The sequence below is a fragment of the Providencia sp. PROV189 genome (assembly GCF_028480065.1).
GTDB classification, from domain to species: domain Bacteria; phylum Pseudomonadota; class Gammaproteobacteria; order Enterobacterales; family Enterobacteriaceae; genus Providencia; species Providencia stuartii.
Window position 1 is genome coordinate 141,636 of sequence record NZ_JAMPOG010000002.1, and the last position, 18,547, is coordinate 160,182.

The following is an 18,547-nucleotide window of genomic DNA, read 5'->3' on the forward strand; positions in this document are numbered from 1 at the left end:
TTCCTTTATTATTACTATTAATGGTAATTAATCTTGCAATTTTCAGCAGTTAAGAGGAGATGAGGAAAAGCGTCTCGCGTATTTTTGTTAGATAAAACAAAGCCAACCGTTTTTGTTCAGTTGGCTTTTTAATTAAGACAAAATGCTAATAATTTATATTAGGCATTTTCATTTTGTACGGCTTGGATCGCTGTCAGAGCAACGGTGTAAACAATATCATCGACCAATGCACCACGTGATAGGTCGTTAACCGGTTTACGCATACCTTGCAGCATTGGACCAATAGAAACGAGGTCGGCTGAACGCTGAACCGCTTTATAAGTCGTGTTACCCGTGTTCAAGTCAGGGAAAATAAACACGGTAGCTTTACCTGCAACAGGTGAGTTTGGTGCTTTCGATTTCGCGACATCTGCCATCACAGCCGCATCATACTGCAATGGACCATCAATCATTAAGTCTGGACGTTTTTCTTGTGCTAAACGAGTCGCTTCACGCACTTTTTCAACGTCACTTCCTGCACCTGAATTACCAGTAGAGTAGGAGATCATTGCAACACGAGGTTCGATACCAAAGGCTTTCGCGGAATCTGCTGATTGGATAGCAATCTCTGACAGTTGCTCTGCGGTTGGGTCTGGGTTGATCGCACAGTCACCATAAACGAAGACTTGCTCAGGGAGTAGCATAAAGAAGACAGAAGAGACTAATGAGCTACCCGGCGCTGTTTTGATCAATTGCAGAGGTGGACGGATAGTATTTGCTGTGGTGTGGACGGCACCGGATACGAGACCATCAACTTCACCTTTTTCGAGCATTAATGTACCCAAAACAACATTGTCTTCAAGTTGCTCACGAGCAACAACTTCGGTCATGCCTTTGTTTTTGCGTAGCTCAACTAGGCGAGCAACATAATCTTCGCGTACCTTCACAGGATCAACGATTTCGATGCCTGTACCAAGCTCAATACCTTGCGCAGCAGCGACACGGCGAATATCTTCTGGATTACCTAACAGTACGCAAGTTGCAATACCACGCTCTGCACAGATAGAGGCAGCCTTAACCGTACGTGGCTCATCACCTTCTGGTAAAACAATACGCTTACCGGCTTTACGTGCTAGTTCAGTTAATTGATAACGGAAAGCAGGTGGTGATAGGCGGTTAGGACGCTCAGAATCAGCCACGAGTGATTCAATCCATTCACTGCTAATATGACGAGCAACGTAGTTTTGAATTTTTTCAATACGTTCATGGTCATCCGCAGGCACTTCTAAGCTGAAACTTTGTAGATTTAGTGAAGTTTGCCATGTATTGCTTTTCACCATAAATACAGGTAGACCTGTTTCAAAAGCTTGTTCACAGAGTTGGCGAATAGGCTCGTCGATTTGGTAGCCGCCAGTTAGCAGGATTGCACCAATTTCAACGCCATTCATTGCCGCAAGAGACGCAGAAACTAATACATCTGGGCGGTCTGCCGAAGTCACTAAGAGTGAACCCGGGCGGAAATGCTCAAGCATATGAGGAATACTACGAGCACAAAAAGTCACTGATTTCACGCGGCGAGTATTGATTTCACCTTCATTAACAACGTCGGCATTCAAGTGTCTTGCCATGTCGATGGCACGCGTTGCAATCAGGTCAAAGTTCCAAGGGATTGATGCTAGAACCGGTAGACTTAGGCACTCTAAATCTTTTGCTGTGATATTCGCAATGGTTGCTTTGGTCGAATCATCAAAGATTTCAGAGAGGTCAGGGCGAGTACGACCTTGCTCATCAACAGGGGCATTCACTTTATTGACGATAACCCCGATAATATTTTTATTGCGTTGGCCGCCGAATTCGTTACGTACTAACTCAAGGCGCTCTTTCATTTGAGTTATATTGCTGTTACCCGGTGCGGTGACAAACACAATTTCTGCACCTAAGGTTTTTGCGATGTCATAGTTCAGAGACTGTGCAAAAGAGTGCTTACGCGTTGGCACTAAACCTTCGATTAATACCACTTCAGCATTTTTAGTTTGCTCATGATAACGGGCAACAATCTCTTCCATAAGCACGTCTTTTTTTGAAGAGGTCAGTAGTGACTCTACATATTCCATTTTTAATGGTTCGACGATAGTGGTGAGACTTGAATGAGAGCGTAAAACTTCAGTGGTTTGATCTTTACTACCGGAAATACGTGGCTGAGCGATAGGTTTAAATACGCTCAACTGGACACCTTTTTGTTCCATTGAACGAACGACACCTAAGCTGACGCTGGTCAAACCAACGCTAGTGCCGGTAGGAATTAACATAATTGTACGAGACACGGGAACCTCTTTAATCGGTTACTCTAATAAAACAGTATCATAAAGTAGTACCGCCAGCGGGTTAGGCTGGCGGTAGAGAATCTTAAGCGGTTAAGCGTGCTGAATCTTGAGCAATCACTAACTCTTCGTTAGTTGGGATAACCAGCGCAGGGCGGCTGTTATCTGTGGTGATTAAGCCTTCTTTACCGAAACGTGCAGCTAAGTTGCGCTCATGGTCGCACTCGAAGCCAAGTAGAGCCAGTTTCTTCAGCGTTAACTCACGTACTTGCGCAGAGTTTTCGCCGATACCGCCAGTAAAGATAATGGCATCAAGACGGCCTTCCATCAATGCACAGTATGCACCGACATATTTCGCTAAGCGATGGCAGAAAACGTCCATAGCGCGTTTAGCGTCGGCTTTGGTTGCATAGTTATCTTCAACATAACGGCAGTCACTAGTCACACCGGTTAAGCCGAGAAGGCCAGACTCTTTTGTTAGCAACTTGTTGATCTGCTCAACGCTCATGCCGAGTGAGTCATGTAGATGGAAAATGATCGCAGGGTCGATATCACCACTACGTGTTCCCATGACTAATCCTTCTAATGGTGTCAGACCCATAGAGGTGTCAACACATTGACCGTTAACAACCGCCGTCACCGAGCCACCATTACCTAAATGGCAGGTAATAACGTTAAGCTCTTCAACCGGTTTATTCAATTTTTTCGCCGCTTCACGGGAGACATAGTAGTGGCTAGTTCCGTGAGCGCCATAACGACGGATACCATGCTCTTCATATAATTCATATGGTAGTGCATATAGGTAAGCTTCTTCAGGCATAGTTTGATGGAACGCAGTGTCGAAAACCGCTACGTTTTTGTGTACTAAATGAGGGAATGCCTTTCTCGCTTCCTCGATACCAATCAAGTGAGCTGGATTATGCAAAGGTGCAAATGGCACTGCTGCTTTAATGCCTTCAACGACGTCGTCATTGATCAAAACAGATGAGGTGAATTTCTCGCCACCATGAACAATACGGTGACCAATAGAAGAAATTTGAGCAGACAACTCAGGTTTTGCTGCAAGAATAGTGTTAACAATGAAATTCAGTGCTTCACTGTGTGCCGCGCCTGCACCTAATTCAGCTTCATGCTTAGCGCCGTCCATTTTCCACTTAATACGAGCTTCAGGCAGATTAAAGCATTCAGCTAATCCAGATAAATATTCATCGCCATTGGTTGGATCGATGATGGCGAATTTCAGTGAGGAGCTACCGCAGTTTAGTACCAGTACCAGCTTACTTGACATGGAAATACCTATCGTTAATTGTTGTTGTGAAGCCTTTAAGTTGCAAAAGCATAAAAAGACTTTGTAAAAAGTATGGTATCGCTAGAGACTAGCGCATTTGACACCTGATATTTCATGATTGATATCAATGATAATGTCAAAACTACATGTATCGGTGCCTAATAAAGGGTTAAAAAAGCCGTGTTTTTAATTGCATTAAGCGCATGATGAGTGAACTTAATGACTGGCGTTGAAATAACACGCAAAAACCCCAATATATATCAAAGCTGTAGAACAATTGAAACCAAGCATAAATTAACAGACTTCTACAGCGATGCTAAATGCGGCCAATTCTACTAAAATTATTTTATATTTTGTATGTTTTTTTTAGAAATGGCCGGTTTGATTGATTAAAATCATAAGCACCGTAAAAAATACGCATTTTATGCAAATTTACCTATCAATCAGGATAGCTGATTTCGCCAAAAATGATCAGATTAGTGCGGCAATAATTGAAAATTATCTATTTGTGCTTATTCATAGGCATTGCTGTTAAAATGGCGTAAGGTAAGTATTAAATGTGTTATTTCTTTATATAGGTTTGCGAGTCATAGGAAGGAATGTATGAGTACATTACAAAACTCACCATCGGGTTTTTTTAAACGATTTAGGTTGGGGAACCTGTACCTAAAAACGTTTCCTATGGAGAAAAAGTTAACCCCTATCTTCCCTGAATTGCGCATGATCAAGGCGACTCGGTTTGGTATTCGCTATATGCCGCCTATTGCTATCTTTACACTGACTTGGCAAATCGCACTAGGGGGAGACCTCGGTCCTGCGGTTGCAACAGCACTATTTGCTTGCAGTTTACCGATGCAGGGTTTGTGGTGGCTTGGTAAAAGAGCATCAACTCCACTTCCCGCCAGTTTGTTGAGTTGGTTCTACGAAATTCGAGAAAAATTTGTACAAGCAGGGATTGCGATGGCGCCTGTAGAAGGGCAGCCTGATTACTTGGCATTAGCACAATTGTTACAACGAGCATTTAAGCAATTAGATAAGTCATTTATGGACGATATTTAAATTAAAAGTCCGATTTAACAACAAGTAACGCAAAAAGCCTGTCTAGATCAATAAAAGTGATGTTTTCACTGTCCATCATGAAATTTGAATGCGAAGATGAGCTAAAAATTTTCCGAGGAGAAGCATGATGGAAATGACCAACGCACAACGCCTAATTTTATCTAACCAATATAAAATGATGACTATGCTCGATCCTGAAAATGCGGATCGTTATCGCCGTCTACAAACGATTGTAGAGCGGGGTTTTGGTTTGCAAATGCGTGAGCTTGATAGAGATTTTGGTGAATTAAGTGAAAGCACTTGCCGTACCGTCATTGATATTATGGAAATGTATCATGCTTTACAGGTCTCATATGGCAATATGAGTGACCCACAAGGCATTGACGCGCGTCGAGTACAATTTTTAGGTTTTGATGCAGCAACAGAGGCGCGTTATTTGAGTTATGTTCGCTTTATGGTTAATACGGAAGGTCGCTATACGCATTTCGATAGCGGAACTCATGGTTTCAACTCACAAACACCAATGTGGGATAAATATGTGCGGATGCTGGGGATCTGGCGTGCATGTCCTCGCCAATACCACCTATCTGCGGTAGAGATTAGTCAAATTATTAACGCATAATGCGTTTGTAAGGGGTAAAAGTGGAGTTAAAAGCAAAAGGTTTACTATTTGATCTTGATGGTACACTTGTCGATTCATTAGCTGTTGTTGAGCGCTGCTGGTGCTTATTTGGTAAAGAGATAGGGGTAGCGCCAGAAGAAATCATTCGTTTTATCCATGGGAAACCTGCGCTAACCAGTTTACGCCACTTTATGCCTGATGCCAGTGAAGACGAAATTAATGCTCGTTTTCGCTGGTTAGAAGAAATGGAAGCTTCCGACACTGAAGGTGTTATTGCGTTATCAGGCGCCGTAGCACTGCTCACCCGTTTAGAGGAGCTAGGGGTGCCTTGGGCTATTGTAACCTCAGGAACCGTACCGATAGCGCATGGTCGTCAACAAGCAGCAGGATTACCTGAACCCAAACATTGGGTCACATTTGAAAAAGTGACAAAAGGTAAGCCTGATCCTGAACCTTTCCTATTAGGGGCAAAATGCCTAAATTTAGATCCACAAGCGTGTATTGCATTTGAAGATGCACAAGCAGGCATTCACTCAGCCCTTGATGCAGGCTGCCAAGTGGTCGCTGTTCATGCCCCAGAGAGTATGCCAAGAAGAGAACAAATTCATGCAATAATCAGTTCATTAACGCAAATTTCGGTATCTGGCCCAGACAAAAATGGTGTTTTCACACTATCTGTATCAAAAAATGTTTAATACCGAATTAATCAAAGAAATTCTCCGCTAAACATGGTTAACTAAAGGAATTGATTAGCACTGTTTTTTTCGTCGAAAGGGGATGCTTTGAACGGAGAATTGCTGTGGGTGTTAACCCTGCTACTGATAGCTATCGTACTGTTTACCACAAACAAAATTCGGATGGATGTGGTCGCGTTATTGGTTATCGTTGCATTTGTTCTAAGTGATACTTTAACTTTAGAGCAAGCCACTGCGGGTTTCGCCGATCCTAACGTATTATTGATAGCGGCGTTATTTGTGATTGGTGATGGCTTGGTTCGAACAGGGATCGCCTATCAAATGGGCGATTGGCTGGTTCGTGTTGCAGGTAGTAGTGAAAGCAAGATGTTAGTATTTTTAATGCTAACGGTTGCTGGGCTAGGCGCTTTTATGAGTTCTACAGGGGTGGTTGCTATTTTCATCCCTGTTGTACTGAGTGTTGCCGCCCGCATGAAAATCTCTCCAGGTCGCATGATGATGCCATTAGGCTTTGCGGGCTTAATTAGTGGCATGATGACATTAGTTGCGACACCACCGAACATGGTGGTCAATAGTGAATTGGTCAGGGAAGGCATCAAAGGGTTTCAATTCTTCTCCATTACACCAATTGGTATTGTGATTTTATTGGCGGGTATCGCCTATATGTGGGTTGCCCGCCGCTGGTTAGGAAGTAGTGAACCCGATAAGCTCCCCGAACGTTATCAACGTACCTTTCGTGACCTCATTCGTGACTATAAATTAACCGGTAGAGCGCGCCGTCTTGCCATCCGTAAAGGCTCGCCATTAATTGGTCATTCCCTTGATGAATTGCATTTACGCTCTCGCTATGAAGCTAACGTGGTAGGCATTGAGCGCTGGCGGAAATTTCGCCGTGTTATGGTCAGTGCAACAGGGGGAACAGAACTTAGAGAGCAAGATGTATTGCTGGTAGATATTTCTGTCAGTGATGATGAGTTACGCCAATTCTGTTTTGAACAGAAACTGGAACCGATGATTTTACGCGGTGACTATTTTTCTGATCAATCTCGAGATGTTGGTATGGCGGAAGTGTCTATGAACCCAGATTCTGAATTATTGGGTAAAAGTCTTCGCGATATTAAGTTTCGTACTCGTTATGGCCTAAATGTTGTGGGGATCCGCAGAGATGGTAAGGCCATGGATGGTAAATTAGTTGATGAACCATTGAGGCTCGGTGATATTCTCTTGGTCATTGGGGATTGGAAACTGATCCGCATTTTGTCGACGAAACCGCGCAATTTTATTGTGTTAAACCTTGCTGCTGAAGTAGAGGCAGTCGCTCCAGCCGCCTCACAAGCTCCTCATGCGCTGTTTTGTCTGGCATTGATGGTCGCTATGATGGTAACAAATGAAATTCCTAACTTTGTTGCAGCGTTGATTGCGTGTTTATTAATGGGGAAATTCCGTTGCATTGATATGGAGAGCGCCTATAAGTCTATTCACTGGCCCAGTATCATTTTAATTGTTGGGATGATGCCGTTTGCATTGGCGCTTCAAAAAACGGGCGGGATCTCATTGGCGGTTGATGCCCTCATGGAGGTTGCGGGTAATTTGGGGCCACATGTCATGCTGCTATGTCTATTTATACTTTGTGCCACAATAGGTTTATTTATTTCTAATACCGCTACGGCCGTTTTAATGGCGCCTATCGCGATTGCTGCGGCACGTCAGATGGAGGTTTCACCATTACCGTTTGCGATGATTGTTGGGATTGCAGCTTCTGCGGCATTTATGACGCCAGTCTCGTCACCAGTGAACACATTAGTGCTAGGCCCTGGGGGCTATAAGTTTGGTGATTTTGTCAAAATTGGTGTGCCATTTACCATCATCGTGATGATTATAAGCGTATTATTAGTACCTATTCTTTTTCCTTTCTAATGAGAATGAAGCCCTTTATCAGAGGGCTTCTACTTCTTTTTGTATTCATTAAAAAACGTAACCGTTAATAGCTTAAATAACTTGAGATCGGCTTAAGCCGACTTCAGATTAACGCTTATGATAATTGGCCTGTAAAATACATGATTAAAAGTGGCAAAAAAATAGCAAACAAAAAACAATTTCTATTGTTCTCATAGAGAGTGATCATGGAAAAGTTATATTAGGTATTAATGGTGATTCAAGACGACTGAATATCGATTTCCCGACAGTATTAAAAGAATGAGAGTGAGTGTTATTGATTAAACTGGAATGAAAAGTACCATTCCAGTTTTGAAGATTAATGGCTAATTTCATCAAGAGATAGTTTAAAACCAGGTACAAAAATCTCGATAAAATAATCCATCTCGGGGCTTTGTCGCTCAGCAAGGATTTTTTCAAGGCGTTTTTTGGCTAATTTAAATTCACTATTTCCGGCAGATAACTCTTCTAAACATTTTAAATAAGCGCACAGCGAGTCAGCCTGTTTAACAATGCTGTGCTCTTCATCCGATTGCAACTCTTCAATGAGAAGTGGCTTGAAATCCTCTTGTAGCTCTTCTGGAAGCATATCTAGCAATTTTTGCTGGGCAAATTGTTCTATCTTTTTATATTCATGCGCAATCTGTGAATTGTGATACTTAATCGGGGTGGGAAGGTCACCCGTAATCACTTCACTGGCATCATGGTACATTGCTAATAAAGCAATGCGTTCAGCGTTAACGTGACCACCGAATTTGCGGTTTTTGATAATCGCCAGCGCGTGAGCGACCATGGCAACTTGTAAGCTATGCTCTGAGACATTCTCAGTACGGACATTACGCATTAGCGGCCAGCGATAGATGAGTTTCATTCGTGCAAGGTGGGCAAAAAAGTAGCTCATAAAACCTCATTAAATGGGCAAAGAAACGATTATATTATAGTCTATTTAAAATAGATATTGGTTTGTCAAAGGTTAAGGAAATTAAAATAGAAGTAAATTAATAATTTAAGTGATTTTATATCGCTAATCATTCATTTATTTTATATCTGCTGTAAAACAGCATTAATTAAATTTATTTCTATTGATAGCATGAGAAACTATATGGAGGGTTTATGCCTTGGAATTTGGGGTTTATTACATTTGAAAATTTTTGGCATGAAAAATTAAAATATGTCAGATTACATCATACGGCCGCTCATGGTAAGCCAACAGATATGACACTTTATAATATTGAGCATGGGAAGATTATAAAAAAAGCAGGTTCATTTGAGTATTCTGGCTATGAAGATTATTGGCGACTAGAAATAATAACAGAGCGAGGAGAAAGATTTATTACAAAAAATAATTTTTACTGTTCTATTACTGAAGATGATGACCCAACAGTTATTGTTGGTGTTAATGGTGATGCAAGAACCATGTATATTGCATTTTCTCACTCAAGTGGTTGCAAAACTAAACTACTAAGAGCCTAGTAAAGCTAATTTAAAAGAGAAGAGATAATGCTATCATAATAAGATAGTAGCTTTAATTTTATTAGGCCAATATACTTTTATAGAACGTCTGTTTATGATGTTCTTTTATTGTTGTTTTATTTGTTTTTAATTATTGTTTGATCTGCGGTGATAAAAATCTATAATCAGGAATAACATTCTTAATAAATAATGGTAGGGGATAATATGAAATACTTTCCAATTATATTATTGCTATTCTTTTTAGCAGCAGTTTATTTTATTTCTATTATATGATTATTGATAAACGATAATAAATAAGTCTGAATCATCTTTTTAAGAGTATTAACAAAACGTTGTTCAATAAAGAGGTGATAGGCCGTCTATTGTGTTTGATGAATGCTTAGCTCTATTGTCTCAATAAGACAGCAGGGCTTTTTTATTTTCTAGCTTAAATTGGAAAAGTAATAAATGTTAAGCCGTAACAGACGATTCATAAAAAACACTCCCTTTTTTGAGGGAGTGTTTCTGTCTTAACGATTAATGAAGCATTATTGGCGATAATTTTCGATAAAACGACCAAATTTATTAATTGCCATTTCAAGATCATCTGCATAAGGCAGGGTCACGATGCGGAAGTGATCCGGCTCTGGCCAGTTAAATGCAGTACCTTGTACAAGAAGCACTTTTTCTTGTAGTAATAAATCAAGGATCATTTTCTGGTCATCATGGATATTAAAACGCTTAATATCGATTTTAGGGAACATATACAGCGCGCCTTGTGGTTTTACACAAGAAACCCCTGGGATTTGGTTAATTAATTGCCAAGCACGTTCACGTTGCTCATATAACCTACCACCGGGTTGAATAAATTCGCTGATGCTTTGATAGCCGCCGAGCGCTGTTTGGATAGCATGCTGCATAGGAACGTTAGCACACAGGCGCATTGATGCTAACATTTCGAGACCTTCAATATAGCTCTTAGCTTGTTGTTTCGGCCCGTTTAATACCATCCAACCTTGGCGGAAACCTGCCACACGATAGGTTTTTGACAATCCGTTAAAAGTGACGGTCAGTAAATCTGGCGCTAATGCCGCAATTGAGTGATGCACGGCACCGTCATACAGGATTTTATCGTAAATCTCATCGGCAAAAATAATAAGGTTGTGTTGGCGTGCAAGCTCAACGATTTCTAACAATAACTCTTTACTGTAAACCGCGCCGGTTGGGTTATTTGGGTTAATGATGACAATTCCGCGAGTGCGAGGCGTAACTTTTTTACGAATATCATCAATATCAGGCATCCAACCTTGCTGTTCATCACACATATAATGAACTGCATTACCACCGGATAAAGAAACTGCCGCAGTCCACAACGGGTAATCAGGGGCAGGTACTAGCATCTCATCACCATTATTGAGCAGCGCTTGCATTGCTTGCACAATCAGTTCAGAAACACCATTACCAATATAAACGTCTTCAACCGTCATTTCACGAATATTGCGAGCCTGATAGTGCTGAACAATGGCTTTACGTGCGGAATATAATCCTTTTGAATCACAATAACCTTGCGAGCTCGGTAGATTACGCAATACATCGACCAGAATTTCATCTGGGGCTTCGAAGCCAAACGGTGCCGGATTACCGATATTTAGCTTGAGGACTTTGTTACCTTCTTCTTCTAAGCGCTTTGCTTCTTTTAATACAGGCCCGCGAATGTCGTAACAGACATTATCAAGCTTGTTAGATTTTTTAATGTTATTCATTCGTTCTCTCATTACCCTATTTGGGAAGACTTAAGTAGGGGGATTCCGGCTTATCTGTTACTACTCTACTCTTACCACGGAAGCTTTTGAAGATAGGAGATAATTTTTGGTGAAAAAGGTTGGTTTATGCTGTGATGTGACTGTTGATAACTAAACATGCCACTTAAGTTGAATGTAGATGCCAATAATATTAATTAATTTGAAGTTATCTGTTGTCAATTCTGGCTGTTTTGGAGGAAAAAATAGAAATTATGGACAAATAATGGCTAGAAACAAAAAGATTGTATCAAATTGTAAGATTGATGACGAAATTGGATGTATAGAAATAAAAATTCATAAATTTCCGTGGAATTTCAACAGAAATTAGCTCTTTTTGTTAGTAATATTGATTGTTCTAGTGAGAAAATAATGAATAAAAATGAATGATAAAACTATAACTAACTGAAAAATAAACGTTTGAGTTAGGGCGTGAGTACATGTTTAAAGGCATTTACATTAAAATAATTGCAATTACATTAAATATGTTAGTATTTAGAGGACGGCAAATAAGAAGGTTGTTTTTACGATTTAAATTAAATCGATTGGTTAACATGCTTCTTTGTCGTTCGGTGGAACGTTCATTTTAAGATTGTCCCACTCGGATAAAGTGTAATAAATGTGAGTCTAAGGATTAGATAAGCATCAAGCAAGTTATTTCAGTAATTAAACAAGCTGATCTCAAGGAGGAGAGCAGGAACACCAGGTAACATAAAATTATATAAGAGAATTAAAGATGATAAATTCCAATCGTCCAATAATGAACCTTGATCTGGACCTACTGAGGACATTTGTCGCAGTTGCCGATCTAAATACATTTGCTGCCGCTGCTGCTGCAGTATGTCGAACCCAGTCTGCTGTCAGTCAGCAAATGCAACGCTTAGAACAATTAGTCGGTCGTGAGTTATTTGCTCGCCACGGGAGGAATAAATTACTCACCGCACATGGTTTACAATTACTCGGCTACGCAAGACAAATTTTGCGTGCAAATGATGACGCAACAGCATCATTGACGTATAACGACGCTGAAGGTGAATTGAGAATAGGTGCATCCGATGATACGGTTGATATCTTACTCCCATTTTTACTCAACCGTATTGCGTCTATTTTCCCGCGTCTTGCTGTTGAAGTCAGGATCAAACGCGCACAATTTATTGAGTCAATGCTAGATAATCATGAGATTGATTTAGCTTTGACGACGGCGCGTATTAGCCATCATCCAAAAACAGCATTAAGAACAGTACCGGTGTTATGGCACAGTGCCCCTGATTTCCAGTTGCGCGCTAATGAGCCGATTCCATTAGTAGTTATGGATGAAACAAACCCATACCGCAAACTGAGTACTGATGCTTTAGATAATGCGGGGCTTGCATGGCATATTGCGTATGAAGCAGCATCACTTCCTGCTGTCAGAGCGGCTGTGAATGCAGAAGTCGGCGTGACAGCGCGACCGATGGAAATGCAAAATGCGGATCTGCGCATTTTAAATGAAACGGATGGTCTGCCTCGTTTGCCTGATATCCAATATTGGCTGTATAAAAATGCTGATGAACAAAAGGATTCAGTGTTAACAGTATTTAGTGCAATTGAAAACAAAAAGATCCCTTATGCTGTTGCACCTACCAGTGACGATGTCATTGTTAACGAAAGTGAAGGATCATTTTAAGCACCAATAATTATTTGATGATTATTAATTGATTAGTACAAACTCAATGGAAAAAACCGCGATAACTTCGCGGTTTTTTTTTGAGCAAAACGGGGCAAAAAAGGACAAAGTAACCACTTAATAAGTATGGTTTAAAATAATATTACGTGAAATAATTGTGATGTAGATGGCAGAACATGAATTTCATTTTTTAGTTACAAAATTGTTATCTTGTTAACAATCATATTTTGCTGAATTGATAAAATAGGACTGCTTAGTCAGACAGTTACTTGATTTAGTGAATAAAAAACAGTTAATGTGACTTAGACTAAATTTGAATATTCTGTAAACAGTATGAGCAAATTTTCAATAAAACTGTGCGCTAGATCAAATAAAAAGAGCAAGTTTTCATCTGGTAAGACAGGTTTTTCCTGAGATAATAGTGTAGTAAAAGCGAATAATCAGTTAGACTAGTCATTGCGTTTATTGTGTGTATTTACACACTGACACGTTTTAGCTGATTTTGAGTACTTTTTGTTGCAATCTTGTTTTTGGTAGGTCAACGAATTGTAGCAAGTACGGGTTATTTTGCTTAAGTTGAGCAAAATAAATAGTCGGAGAGAGGACAAACCAAACACGGTCTTCAGACTGCTTTTTTATGTTTGGTGATGATTTTTGGTCTTTCTTCTCGGTTAACTGGGCAATTATGGTGTAATACTGCCGTTAAGAGCAGATTCACGCACCATGTGTAATGAGTAAGCAACGAGTATGTCTGAATCTATCCTAGCGTTAGCCCATAACTGGGCCTTTGCGATATTCTTTGTCGGCGCCATCGCCCTTTGTTCGTTTATGTTGGTCGCTGGTCATTTCCTCGGCAGCCGTGCCAAAGCCAGAACAAAACACGTACCTTATGAATCAGGTATTGATTCAGTAGGGAGTGCCCGTCTTCGGATGTCGGCGAAATTCTACTTGGTTGCCATGTTCTTCGTTGTCTTCGATGTGGAAGCCATGTTCCTGTTTGCATGGGCTGTAGCCGTCCGTGAAGTCGGTTGGTTAGGCTTTATCGAAGCAGCAATTTTCATTTTGGTATTGTTGGCTGGACTGTTTTATCTGGTTCGCGTTGGTGCATTGGATTGGACTCCTGTCCGTTCACGTCGCGCAGTTAAAGGTCCTAGTGAAGTTATTAAAATCAGCAATCGTCATCCGCAGTAACAAGCGAGGCATTATACAATGGATTATACGCTCACCCGCATAGATCCGAACGGTGAGAACGACCGTTATCCCCTGCAAACTCAAGAAATCGTTACCGATCCACTTGAGCAGCAAGTTAAAAACAGTGTTTACATGGGTAAACTTTCTCATGCCTTACACGATGTCGTTAACTGGGGGCGCAAAAATTCTCTTTGGCCATATAACTTTGGTCTCTCATGTTGCTATGTTGAAATGGTGACGTCGTTCACAGCAGTTCATGACGTAGCCCGCTTTGGGGCAGAGGTTCTCCGTGCTTCACCTCGTCAAGCCGACTTTATGGTCGTTGCAGGAACCTGCTTTACGAAAATGGCTCCCGTCATTCAACGTCTCTATGACCAGATGCTTGAACCAAAATGGGTCATCTCCATGGGTTCATGTGCTAACTCTGGCGGTATGTATGACATTTATTCTGTCGTCCAAGGTGTAGATAAATTTATTCCTGTGGATGTTTATATTCCCGGTTGCCCACCACGTCCTGAAGCTTATATGCAAGCTCTGCTTCTGTTACAGGAATCCATCGGTAAAGAGCGTCGTCCGCTATCGTGGGTTGTTGGTGATCAGGGGGTTTATCGTGCCAATATGCAATCAGAAAGAGAAAGAAAGCACGGTGAACGTATCGCAGTGACTAACTTGCGAACCCCAGACGAAATTTAAGGCTTAAAGCCATACAGCGTAACAGAGCAATGTGTTGCGAAATGATAAACCTGATCAAGCGTTATGGTGAAGAATGATGACAGATCAGATAGCGCAAGAGAGTACCCTGCCAGGATGGCAGACACAGGAACATTTAAATGATCCTGTGCTTCTGGAACTGCGCAACCAATTTGGCCCGGATGCCTTTTCTGTTCAAGCTACCCGTACTGGAATGCCAGTTATTTGGGTAAGACGTGAGCAGTTACTGGAAGTCGTAGACTTTTTGAAAAAATTGCCAAAACCTTATGTCATGTTATTTGACTTGCATGGGGTGGATGAGCGTCAGAGAATACATAGACAAGGTTTGCCAGAGGCAGACTTTAGCGTTTTCTATCACCTCATCTCGATTGATCGCAACCGCGATATCATGTTGAAGGTCGCATTAAATGAGAAAGACCTGAATGTACCTTCTATCGTGTCACTGTTCCCAAATGCTAACTGGTACGAGCGAGAAGTGTGGGATATGTTTGGTATTACCTTCCAAGGTCACCCAAACTTACGCCGCCTGCTAATGTCACCAAGCTGGGAAGGTCACCCATTACGTAAAGACTACCCAGCGCGCGCTACAGAATTTGACCCATTTGAGCTAACTAAGCAAAAACAAGATCTGGAAATGGAAGCACTAACTTTCAAACCAGAAGAGTGGGGCATGGCGCGTGGTAATGAAAACGAAGACTTCATGTTCCTTAACTTAGGACCTAACCATCCCTCTTCACACGGTGCCTTCCGTATTGTGTTGCAGCTAGATGGTGAAGAAATCGTAAACTGCGTACCAGATATCGGTTACCACCATCGTGGTGCTGAAAAAATGGGTGAGCGTCAGTCTTGGCATAGCTACATTCCTTATACTGACCGTATTGAATACCTTGGCGGTTGTGTGAATGAAATGCCTTATGTGTTAGCCGTTGAAAAGCTGGCGGGCATTGAAGTTCCTGATCGCGTGAAAACGATCCGAGTGATGCTATCTGAGCTGTTCCGCATTAACAGCCATTTACTCTATATCAGTACCTATATTCAAGACTCCGGCGCAATGACCCCTGTGTTTTTTGCGTTTACAGACCGCCAAAAAGTTTACAACGTCGTTGAAGCCATTACCGGTTTCCGTATGCACCCAGCTTGGTTCCGTATCGGTGGTGTTGCGCATGACCTACCACGCGGTTGGGATAAATTACTACGTGAATTATTAGATTGGCTGCCAAAACGCCTCGACTCTTATGTCACGACAGCACTGAAAAACACCATTTTGAAAGGCCGTTCAATCGGGGTTGCTGCTTATACAAAAGAAGAAGCCTTGGCTTGGGGGGTTACTGGTGCTGGTTTACGTGCGACAGGTCTTGATTTTGACGTGCGTAAATGGCGTCCGTATTCAGGCTACGAAAACTTTGAGTTTGATATTCCTATTGCTCACAACGGTGACTGTTATGACCGTGTGATGATCAAAGTGGAAGAGATCCGCCAAAGTATGCGTATTCTTGAACAATGTTTGAAGAATATGCCAGAAGGGCCTTTCAAAGCCGATCACCCATTGACGACGCCGCCACCGAAAGAGCGGACGTTGCAGCATATTGAAACCCTGATCAACCACTTCTTACAAGTGTCTTGGGGTCCAGTTATGCCTGCGAATGAATCATTCCAGATGATCGAAGCAACTAAAGGGATTAACAGTTACTACCTAACGAGTGATGGCAGCACAATGAGCTACCGTACTCGTATTCGTACACCGAGCTATGCGCATTTGCAGCAAATTCCAGCGGTGATCAAAGGTAGTCTGGTTTCCGACTTGATTGTCTATCTGGGTAGTATCGATTTTGTAATGTCGGATGTGGATCGCTAACCATGCATAATGAACATAATAAGCAGACCAGTCTTGATGGCGTAAATGTTTTTGAACCGCAAGAAACACAGCACGGTTTCGTTTTAACGGAAGCCGAGCGTGCTGAAATCGAAGGTGAAAAACACCACTATGAAGACCCGCGTGCTGCCTCAATTGAAGCACTAAAAATTGTGCAAAAAAACCGTGGCTGGGTTGAAGACGGTGCTATTTACGCGATTGCCGAAGTACTAGGTATCCCCGCGAGTGATGTAGAAGGTGTGGCGACATTCTATAGCCAAATCTTCCGTCAACCTGTAGGACGCCACATTATTCGTTATTGCGATAGTGTGGTTTGCCATATTACGGGATACCAAGGATTAGAAGCTGAAATTATCAATCAGTTAAATATTCGTCCAGGGCAAACAACGGCAGATGGCCGCTTTACGCTGCTACCAACCTGTTGTTTGGGTAACTGTGATAAGGGTCCTACTATGATGATTGATGAGGACACTCACAGCTACGTACAGCCTGAAGATATTAAAAAGTTACTGGAGCAGTATCCATGACAAACTCCTTTAAACAAGTGATCCGTACTGCGGAAACACATCCGTTGACATGGCGTTTGCGTGATGACAAACAACCTGTTTGGCTGGATGAGTATCGTAGTAAGAATGGATATAAAGGTGTTGAACGTGCACTTAAAGGCATGGCACCCGACGAGGTGGTTAGCCTTGTCAAAGACGCTGGGCTAAAAGGCCGCGGCGGTGCAGGTTTCTCCACTGGTCTGAAATGGAGCCTGATGCCAAAAGACGAAAACATGAAACTGCGTTACTTTTTATGTAATGCGGATGAAATGGAGCCAGGCACCTATAAAGACCGTCTTTTGATGGAGCAACTGCCTCACCTTTTAGTTGAAGGCATGATCATCGGGGCTTATGCGCTAAAAGCTTATCGTGGTTATATCTTCCTACGCGGTGAATATGTTGAGGCGGCCAAACACCTACGTCGCGCCATCGAAGAAGCGAAAGCGGCTGGGTTACTCGGTAAAAATATTTTAGGTTCAGGCTTTGACTTTGAACTGTTCGTGCATACCGGTGCTGGTCGTTATATCTGTGGTGAAGAAACGGCATTAATTAACTCCCTTGAAGGGCGTCGCGCGAACCCACGTTCAAAACCACCATTCCCTGCAACGTCAGGTGCATGGGGTAAACCTACTTGCGTAAACAACGTTGAAACTATCTGTAACGTTCCTGCCATCTTAGAGCATGGTGAGCAATGGTATATCAACCTCAGTGCTGGCAAGAGTAAAGATGCGGGCACCAAGCTGATGGGCTTTTCAGGCAGAGTGAAAAATCCAGGCTTATGGGAATTGCCATTTGGCACAACAGCACGCGAAGTGTTGGAAGATTATGCAGGTGGGATGCGTGATGGACTGACATTAAAAGCATGGCAACCCGGCGGCGCGGGTACTGACTTTTTAACTGGCGATCATCTTGATTTACCAATGGATTTTGAATCTATCGGTAAAGCAGGGAGCCGTTTAGGTACTGCGTTAGCGATGGCCGTGGATAATGAAATCAACATGGTGTCTCTGGTTCGTAACCTTGAAACTTTCTTTGCTCGTGAATCCTGTGGCTGGTGTACGCCTTGCCGTGATGGTTTGCCATGGAGCGTGAAAATTTTGCAGGCGTTAGAAAAAGGGGAAGGGCAGCCGGGCGATATTGAAACATTAGAGCAACTTTGCCGTTTCTTAGGTCCGGGTAAAACTTTCTGCGCTCACGCACCGGGTGCGGTAGAGCCATTACAGAGCGCCATCAAATATTTCCGTGAAGAATTCGAAGCGGGTATCTCGCAAAAAGATCTGCGCAATATTGCTCAGATAGCCGGTATCCAGCCCAACCTATTAAAACAGCGTTGGTAATATTTTTGCGAATGAGCAACCGCAAAAATCGATTTTCACGAAGAACGTATTTTTGATTAACGCCTGCTGTTGAG

The 18,547-nt window shown here is 42.0% G+C and carries 15 protein-coding genes; 11 read left to right on the forward strand and 4 right to left on the reverse strand.

All coding sequences use genetic code 11. From position 1 onward, the window contains the following. Positions 1-158: 158 nt before the first annotated feature. Both pta and ackA read right to left on the reverse strand, forming a co-directional pair. Positions 159-2,303 (reverse strand): phosphate acetyltransferase, encoded by a 2,145-nt coding sequence (pta, locus tag PR833_RS01030; RefSeq protein WP_014656270.1) that lies wholly within the window; start codon positions 2,301-2,303, stop codon positions 159-161. Positions 2,304-2,385: 82 nt separating this feature from the next. Next, on the reverse strand, positions 2,386-3,588 hold the full coding sequence (gene ackA, locus PR833_RS01035) for an acetate kinase (RefSeq protein WP_004921151.1): 1,203 nt from the start codon (positions 3,586-3,588) through the stop codon (positions 2,386-2,388). Positions 3,589-4,191: 603 nt separating this feature from the next. Here ackA and yfbV point away from each other — a divergent pair. From yfbV to PR833_RS01055, 4 genes are all read left to right on the forward strand, one after another. After that, on the forward strand, positions 4,192-4,647 hold the full coding sequence (gene yfbV, locus PR833_RS01040) for a terminus macrodomain insulation protein YfbV (RefSeq protein WP_004921149.1): 456 nt from the start codon (positions 4,192-4,194) through the stop codon (positions 4,645-4,647). 127 nt (positions 4,648-4,774) lie between these two features. Then, entirely contained in the window at positions 4,775-5,269 is a 495-nt protein-coding gene (locus tag PR833_RS01045) for a YfbU family protein (RefSeq protein WP_014656269.1), read from the forward strand. A gap of 20 nt (positions 5,270-5,289) precedes the next feature. Beyond that, positions 5,290-5,964: a sugar phosphatase gene (locus tag PR833_RS01050; RefSeq protein WP_014656268.1), complete on the forward strand. Its 675-nt coding sequence runs from the start codon at positions 5,290-5,292 to the stop codon at positions 5,962-5,964. Positions 5,965-6,051: 87 nt separating this feature from the next. After that, positions 6,052-7,881 carry an SLC13 family permease gene (locus tag PR833_RS01055; protein WP_014656267.1) on the forward strand — a complete coding sequence of 610 codons (1,830 nt, stop codon included), beginning with the start codon at positions 6,052-6,054 and terminating at the stop codon, positions 7,879-7,881. A 337-nt stretch (positions 7,882-8,218) separates the two neighbouring features. On the opposite strand, the gene yfbR is transcribed toward PR833_RS01055, so the two are convergent. Next, the gene (gene yfbR, locus PR833_RS01060; protein ID WP_014656266.1) at positions 8,219-8,800 is read right to left on the reverse strand and encodes a 5'-deoxynucleotidase; all 582 of its coding nucleotides are present in this window, start codon (positions 8,798-8,800) and stop codon (positions 8,219-8,221) included. A 212-nt stretch (positions 8,801-9,012) separates the two neighbouring features. On the opposite strand from yfbR, the gene PR833_RS01065 reads away from it, so the two are divergent. Further along, the gene (locus PR833_RS01065; protein WP_004921139.1) at positions 9,013-9,372 is read left to right on the forward strand and encodes a hypothetical protein; all 360 of its coding nucleotides are present in this window, start codon (positions 9,013-9,015) and stop codon (positions 9,370-9,372) included. 527 nt (positions 9,373-9,899) lie between these two features. Here PR833_RS01065 and PR833_RS01070 read toward each other — a convergent pair. Next, the gene (locus tag PR833_RS01070; RefSeq protein WP_014656265.1) at positions 9,900-11,114 is read right to left on the reverse strand and encodes a pyridoxal phosphate-dependent aminotransferase; all 1,215 of its coding nucleotides are present in this window, start codon (positions 11,112-11,114) and stop codon (positions 9,900-9,902) included. Positions 11,115-11,886: 772 nt separating this feature from the next. Here PR833_RS01070 and PR833_RS01075 point away from each other — a divergent pair. The 6 genes from PR833_RS01075 to nuoF all read left to right on the forward strand — a co-directional run bounded on the left by PR833_RS01075 (position 11,887) and on the right by nuoF (position 18,473). Next, a complete protein-coding gene (locus PR833_RS01075; RefSeq protein ID WP_014656264.1) occupies positions 11,887-12,816 on the forward strand; it encodes a LysR family transcriptional regulator in 930 nt (309 codons plus the stop codon). A 747-nt stretch (positions 12,817-13,563) separates the two neighbouring features. Then, a complete protein-coding gene (locus PR833_RS01080; RefSeq protein ID WP_014656263.1) occupies positions 13,564-14,007 on the forward strand; it encodes an NADH-quinone oxidoreductase subunit A in 444 nt (147 codons plus the stop codon). 18 nt (positions 14,008-14,025) lie between these two features. Further along, a complete protein-coding gene (locus PR833_RS01085; protein WP_004921127.1) occupies positions 14,026-14,700 on the forward strand; it encodes a NuoB/complex I 20 kDa subunit family protein in 675 nt (224 codons plus the stop codon). A gap of 73 nt (positions 14,701-14,773) precedes the next feature. After that, positions 14,774-16,573 (forward strand): NADH-quinone oxidoreductase subunit C/D, encoded by a 1,800-nt coding sequence (gene nuoC / locus PR833_RS01090; protein WP_004921126.1) that lies wholly within the window; start codon positions 14,774-14,776, stop codon positions 16,571-16,573. Between the two features lie 2 nt (positions 16,574-16,575). Then, the gene (gene nuoE / locus PR833_RS01095; RefSeq protein WP_004921124.1) at positions 16,576-17,118 is read left to right on the forward strand and encodes an NADH-quinone oxidoreductase subunit NuoE; all 543 of its coding nucleotides are present in this window, start codon (positions 16,576-16,578) and stop codon (positions 17,116-17,118) included. Beyond that, positions 17,115-18,473 carry an NADH-quinone oxidoreductase subunit NuoF gene (nuoF, locus tag PR833_RS01100; protein ID WP_004921121.1) on the forward strand — a complete coding sequence of 453 codons (1,359 nt, stop codon included), beginning with the start codon at positions 17,115-17,117 and terminating at the stop codon, positions 18,471-18,473. Before nuoE ends, nuoF begins: the two co-directional genes overlap by 4 nt. Positions 18,474-18,547 lie beyond the last annotated feature (74 nt).